The sequence below is a fragment of the Terriglobales bacterium genome, from assembly GCA_035624475.1.
Taxonomy (GTDB): domain Bacteria; phylum Acidobacteriota; class Terriglobia; order Terriglobales; family Acidobacteriaceae; genus DASPRL01.
This window is the reverse complement of record DASPRL010000247.1, coordinates 1-4,776: the sequence shown is the minus strand read 5'-3', so window position 1 is coordinate 4,776 and position 4,776 is coordinate 1. Positions and strand designations below refer to the sequence as shown.

Here is a 4,776-nt window from a genome sequence, read left to right as displayed (position 1 = left end):
GTGGCCACGCGCTCCAGGGCGCGCTCCGCGGCGGCGCGCTGGTAGCCCAGGTTGACCAGGGCGGAGAGCACGTCTTCCTCGAGGGGCGAGGCCTTGGCGGCGGCGGGCGCGGCCGCCAGTCCCTCCAGCTTGTCGCGCAATTCCAGCACCATGCGCTCGGCGGTCTTCTTGCCGATGCCGGGGATGCGGGTGAGCTGGGCCACGTCGTTGTCGCGGCTGGCCGCCACCATGGCCTCGGCCGCCATGCCGCTCAGGATGGTGACCGCCAGCTTGGGCCCGATGCCGCTCACCGAGATCAGGCGCTCGAACAGCCGCTTCTCCTCGGCGCGCAGGAAGCCGTAGAGCGCCAGCGCGTCCTCGCGCACGTGGGTGTGGATGTGCAGCGCCACCTCGCTGCCCGCCGCCGGCAATTCGGAGAAGGTGGGGATGGTGATGTTCACGTCGTAGCCCACGCCCCCGGCCTCCACGATGACCTGGTTGGGATGCTTGGCGACGATGCGGCCGCGCAGATGGGCGATCATCGGAAGTCATTTAACCACAGAGGACGGGGACGATTGCAGATTTCAGAATGAAGATTGAAGAATGGAATGCATCTCTGTTGGGATGTCATCCTCCGCTCGGCTTCGCCTCGCGAAGGATGACACCTGGGAACAGCATCCCGAGTGCGCACGGCTGCGTCTAATCCCAGGCACCCGTATATCCTAGGAATTGATGAGAGCCTGGCTCATCCCGCTGCTGCTGATGTGTGCCGCGCCGGCGCCCGCCTCCGCGCAGGCGCCGCCCGCGCCCCGGCCGGGGCCGCCCTGGGACCGCCCCGTGCTGCAGCGGCGAGACTCGGGGCCGCGCAGCAACAAGCTCTGTCCGCCGGCCTTCTGGGAGGCGCTGCCGCAGTTCACCTACGCTCCCAAGGTCACGGTGGAGTCGGTGCGGTTCGCCGGCGCCGGCCACGTCCCCGCCGAGGTGCTGGAGAAGATCGCGGCCCACTACCAGGGCAAGAGCTTCACCGGGCCGGGCTGGCCGGAGGAACTCTCCGAAGCGGTGCGCGACGCCGAGCAGCAGCAAGGCTACTTCTGCGCCCAGGCCGAGACCGCGCCCCAGACGCTCTCCGGCAACAGCCTGAAGGAGCAGCGGCTGGCGATCACGGTGCGGGTATGGGAGGGCGAGCAGTACCGCCTGAAGCTCTACCTGTGGCGCGAGGCCACCGTCTTCTCCCCGGCACAACTGGCGGCCATGATGCCGCTGCGCCCGGGCGAGGTCTTCTACATCGCGAAGGTCCGCGAGGGCCTGGAGACCCTGCGCCAGGCCTACGCCCGCCGCGGGCGGCTGGGCTTCCAGGCTTGGCCGGAAACCGAGCTCGGCGCGGCCGACAACTCCATCGCGCTGATCCTCAACCTGAACGAGGGCCCGGTGTACCGCATGGGGACGCTGCAGATCCTGGGGCTGCCGGAGGAATTGGCGCGGCGCATCGCGCGCGCCTGGCGTCCCAAGCCCGGCCAGCCCTACGACGGCAGCGAGCCCGGCTACATCTTCGAGCGCTTCCGCGGGCAGCTTCCCCAGGACGCTGCCCCCGCCTCCAACACCCGCCTCAAGGTGGACGACGCCACCGCCACCGTGGACGTGGTGCTCGACTTCCGCGGCAGTTCGTAGGGGATCCGCGGCGAAGGAGGTTACGTCCGCCGGCGGTAGAAGATGTTGAAGTCGAAGCCGGGGTTGGGGGGGAAGAGCTGGTGGACCTGGCGCAGGCGCTCGCCCAGGGCGTTGGGGGCGAGCAGCGGATACTCCCGCTCCCGCAGTTCGTAGTAATCCACGTCCAGGCAGAGGGCGAGCAGGTAGATGGCGATGGAATCGGAGAAGGTGGCGGCGAAGTAGTCGGTCTTGGCCTTCTCGGCGTCGGGTGAGCCCGAGGTGGCCAGCTTGCGCAGTTCCCAGGCGTCCAGGCTGGTCTCGCCGCGCGCGCCCTCCATCACCTGCTTCCACACCAGCTCGCTGAACTCCTGTGCCACCCCGGCGCGCTCCACGAAGGCGTGGCCCACGTTGATGTAGAACTCGAAGGCCACGGAGAACTTGTCGTCCATGAGGCGGGTGGAGATGAAGACGCACTGCGCGTCGCCCAGGCTGAGGTTGCGGTGGCAGACGGCCTGGTCGCTCAAGGCCACGTCGTAACGCTCGGCCACCAGGGTCTCGTCGCCGCGGCTGACGGTGAGGGGGACGAAGTAGTAGGCCTTGCGCTCGAGCGCGGCCGCGATCAGCCGCGGCACCGCCGCCACCATGCGCTCCAGGTCGGCGGGAGCGACCGCGATCTCGCCCAGCCAGGTGTAGCAGATGCCGTTGGGCGCCTGCGCCACCTGCGCCTCGCGGATCACCTCGGCGGCGGGGCGCAGCGCGGTCTGGGCGGGGGAAGACATAGCGGAGATTCTAATTTATTGATTTGTTGATTTATTCATTTATTGATCTTGGCGAGGCTCGGCCGGGTGCCGGCGGCTTGGCCAAATCAATAAATCAACAAATCGATAAATCAAGAAATGGTCAGACCTTCAGCTCGGCCTTGGCCTGCAGCACCTGCAGGATGTGGCCGCGGCTGATGAGGCCGAGCAGCTCGTGGTCCTGGACCACGGGAAGCTGGTTCAGGTCCTCGCTGCCCATGATCTCCAGGGCCTGCAGCAACGGAGTGTCGGGGCCGACGGTGCGCAATTCGCGCAGCGGGCGCATGATGGCCTGCACCGAGGTGGAGGCCCACTCCTCGCGCGGCACCTTGCCCACGTCGGCGGCGGTGATCAGCCCCTGCAGGTAGCCGTCGCGCTTGACCACGAAGCAGCGGGTACGCAGCAGCAAGTGGGCCAGCTCCTCCAGGCTGGCGCTGGCTTCCACCGTCTCGTAGTCGCGGGCCATGACGTCGCCGGTCTTGATGCCCTTGAGGCGCTCGGCCAGTTCCACCTGGAAGACGGAGGCGCGCGCTGCCTCCATCAGGAACCACCCGATGAGCGCGATCCACAGCCCGCCCAGGCCGCGGCCCAGCAGCACCCCCGCCAGCCCGTAGGCGATGAAGAGCAGCGCCACCACCTGGCCGGCGCCCGCGGCCCAGCGGGTGGCGCGCTCCGCGTTCTTGGTCCACCACCACAGCAGGGCGCGCAGCACCCGCCCCCCGTCCAGGGGAAAGCCGGGGATCATGTTGAAGGCGGCCAGCGCCAGGTTGATGTACCCGAGCCACACCAGGATGGCCTGCAGCGGGGTGGCGGGCTCCAGCGCCCACTTCCACCCCAGGCCCAGGGCGGCGCCCAGGCAGGCCAGGCCGATCAGCGCGCTGGTGATGGGCCCGGCGATGGCCATCCAGAACTCGGTGGTGGCGTCGCTCACGTCCTTCTCGATCTGGGCCACGCCCCCCAGCGCGAACAGGGTGATGGCCTTGACGCGCGCGCCCCGCATCCCCGCCACCAGCGCGTGCGAGAGCTCGTGCACCAGGATGAAGAAGAAGAAGAGCGCGCCGGTGAGGATGGCGGAGGACCAGATGACCGCCTCGCCCCAGCCGGGGTTGACTTCGCGGAAGTGCCCCGCCAGGCCCACGGTGATGAGCACCGCGATCAGCAGCCAGGAGTAGTGCAGGCCGATCTCGATGCCGCGCACGTGCCCGAGTTTGATCTGGGCTTTCACTGCAAGGACCCGATGATTCGATGATCCGGTGACCCGATCTGCTCCATCCTACGCCACTATAATGATGGCCTCCATGCTGGCGGGGAAGCTCAAAGCCGTGGTGGCCACCACTCTGCTCTGCCTCTTCGCGGCCGCCGTGGTGGCGCTGGGCGTGTGGATGGTCATGACCTTCTTCAGCATGCTCTTGCTGCACCGGGCGGCGCTGTGGACCTTCGTCGTGGGCGGGGCCGTCTACCTCGCCGCCTTCGTGACCTTCTTCCGCTGGCTCTATCCCGGACTGCGCCGCCACTTCACCGGGCAGGCGAGGTGGGAGGCCACGGCGCGGTTGCGGTGAACGCGACAGAGCTGCGGGCGTTGGGCGGGATACAATGACTCGTCATCGAGTTCCACAAGGAGCATCCCAATGTCACACGGTGCTTGGCGCGGGAGTCCTGGAGCGTCCAAGATTCCAGGGATCCTGGTTCTTCTGATCCTCGTCTGCGGAAGCGCGTGGGCGCGGGATCAATTCGAAGGCATCAAGTGCGGCGCCGACATCCCCAAGTCTCTGCTGGGGAGACGGGCCTCGGATGAGCCCGTGGCGGCGGTCGAAGGGCGGCACAAGGAACTGGGCCTGAAGAACCTGGGCGGGGACGAGATCTCGGAGCGCTTGTCCATGGAGTCATGGCAGATCTGCGGCAGCGAGTACGAGCTGCTGGTCAATACCAAGAGCGGGCTGATCCGCGACGTGCTTCCATTCCCCGCTCATTCCAAGACTTCGCCCATGTTCATCGGCAGGTGCCAAGCCGGTGGAACGAAGGCGCCGCACACGATTGTGGCGGTGCTGAACAACAGCGCCGGCTACGACGCCAGAGATGAAAAACTGGCCCAGACCATGCTCAAGGCCACGGCCGCATGGGGCATCGACGAGGCGACAGCGAAGTTTTCCAGGCAGCCGACGGACAACCTCGCGTGCCCCTTGGACGGGATCGTGACCGCGGACGGCGGTCCCTAAGACGTGGGTGCGGCCCACTCCCGCCTGCGCGTTGACCCCCTTCCATCGCCTCCGATAGACTGAAAATTTCCGGTGCACAGGCGGGTCGCCTGTGCCACACAAGCTCCTATGGCCGAGAGCATCCACATCAAGCTGCC

The 4,776-nt window shown here is 67.5% G+C and carries 6 protein-coding genes; 3 read left to right on the top strand and 3 right to left on the bottom strand.

Features of this window, described 5'->3' with window-relative positions; translation table 11 throughout:
* Nucleotides 1–521 (bottom strand): Holliday junction branch migration protein RuvA (gene ruvA / locus VEG08_10050; protein ID HXZ28325.1); only part of this gene is annotated, 521 nt, incomplete at its 3' end.
* A gap of 190 nt (nucleotides 522–711) precedes the next feature.
* Here ruvA and VEG08_10045 point away from each other — a divergent pair.
* On the top strand, nucleotides 712–1,647 hold the full coding sequence (locus tag VEG08_10045; GenBank protein HXZ28324.1) for a POTRA domain-containing protein: 936 nt from the start codon (nucleotides 712–714) through the stop codon (nucleotides 1,645–1,647).
* A gap of 20 nt (nucleotides 1,648–1,667) precedes the next feature.
* Here the strand turns inward: VEG08_10045 and VEG08_10040 are convergent, their stop codons facing one another.
* Both VEG08_10040 and VEG08_10035 read right to left on the bottom strand, forming a co-directional pair.
* Complete coding sequence (locus VEG08_10040; GenBank protein ID HXZ28323.1) at nucleotides 1,668–2,405, bottom strand: hypothetical protein; 738 nt, start codon at nucleotides 2,403–2,405, stop codon at nucleotides 1,668–1,670.
* Nucleotides 2,406–2,526: 121 nt separating this feature from the next.
* A complete protein-coding gene (locus VEG08_10035; GenBank protein ID HXZ28322.1) occupies nucleotides 2,527–3,648 on the bottom strand; it encodes a site-2 protease family protein in 1,122 nt (373 codons plus the stop codon).
* Nucleotides 3,649–3,721: 73 nt separating this feature from the next.
* Between VEG08_10035 and VEG08_10030 the strand changes: the two genes are divergently transcribed.
* Both VEG08_10030 and VEG08_10025 read left to right on the top strand, forming a co-directional pair.
* Nucleotides 3,722–3,982: a hypothetical protein gene (locus VEG08_10030; GenBank protein ID HXZ28321.1), complete on the top strand. Its 261-nt coding sequence runs from the start codon at nucleotides 3,722–3,724 to the stop codon at nucleotides 3,980–3,982.
* Nucleotides 3,983–4,222: 240 nt separating this feature from the next.
* Entirely contained in the window at nucleotides 4,223–4,639 is a 417-nt protein-coding gene (locus VEG08_10025; protein HXZ28320.1) for a hypothetical protein, read from the top strand.
* The last annotated feature ends 137 nt before the right edge of the window (nucleotides 4,640–4,776 follow it).